This is a genomic window from Mycobacterium sp. E2238 (assembly GCF_001672665.1).
Classification (GTDB): Bacteria; Actinomycetota; Actinomycetes; order Mycobacteriales; family Mycobacteriaceae; genus Mycobacterium.
The window spans coordinates 1-965 of sequence record NZ_LZKF01000074.1; the positions used below are offsets into that span (position 1 = coordinate 1).

Annotated in this window: 1 protein-coding gene; it reads right to left on the bottom strand. The window is 66.3% G+C overall.

Annotated elements, in window-relative coordinates:
- Positions 1 to 926, bottom strand: a 926-nt coding sequence (locus A5711_RS05975; RefSeq protein ID WP_067944717.1) for a glycosyltransferase, incomplete at its 3' end; no start/stop codon positions are given.
- Positions 927 to 965: the final 39 nt, after the last annotated feature.

Sequence of the window (965 nt, forward strand, 5' to 3'; positions counted from 1 at the left end):
ACCTTGACGTGGTCGAAGTGCGGCACGTCGCTGAAATCGCTCCACCCGGAGCACACCAGCGCCCGCTCACCCAGCTCCGCGCACGCCGCGCCGATCAGAGCGACCGTGTCGGCCGGCGATTCGGCAACCGGCATGCTGCCAAAGCCGAAGCAAATCGGCGGTGTCCCCTTCGCGATCCACGACAACACCTCGTCGTCGGTATCGGTGGGCAGCTCCATCGTCAGCGATCCAACGAAAGGACGCTGGCCGCCCCATTTCGCCCATTCGGCAGCGAGCCCGGGGAAGCAGACTGAGTCGTACGCCTGGATTTCCAGCGATTCGCGTTCGGCGATCCTTCGCGGCGAGGGTTTGTTGGCCGCTGGTAGGCCGAGTTCTCGGCGCTGTTCGTTCTCGACCTGCCTCGTCGAGCGCCAGAACAGCCACTCGACCGCTTTCATGGTGGAGCGGAACAGCGGCGCCGGCACGCTCGGAACGAGCTGCCCGTTGGCCCGCATCGGGAAGTGATGCAGTGTCGCCAGCGGAATGTTGTAGTGTTCCGCGACGTTGGCGGCGGCCTGCTCGAAATTCAGGCCGGTGCACAATAGGTCAGCGTCGGCGGCGAGGGACGTCAGCGCCGCGCTGACCTCGCCCCAATGCCGGATGAGGGGCTCCCAGACCTTGCGCATCAACCTGATCGGGCTGCGGATCGTCCAGATGTTCCGGAAGAACTCAGCCCACATGTTGCGGAGGAACTCCTCGTCCAGGAAGTCGTGCAGTTCCGGGCCGTACGGGACCGCCGCGAGCCCGGTGGACTCGGCGAAACCCATCAATTCCGGTGGGACGGCCACGGCCACGTCGTGCCCTCGGCGCAGCAGCTCGCGGCCGACCGCTGCCAATGGCTCGATGTCGCCGCGCGTTCCGTAGCCGGCGAGGGCGAATTTCGTCACGGGTCCTAGCCTTGCAGTTGCCGTGCGCCGGCGACGTCA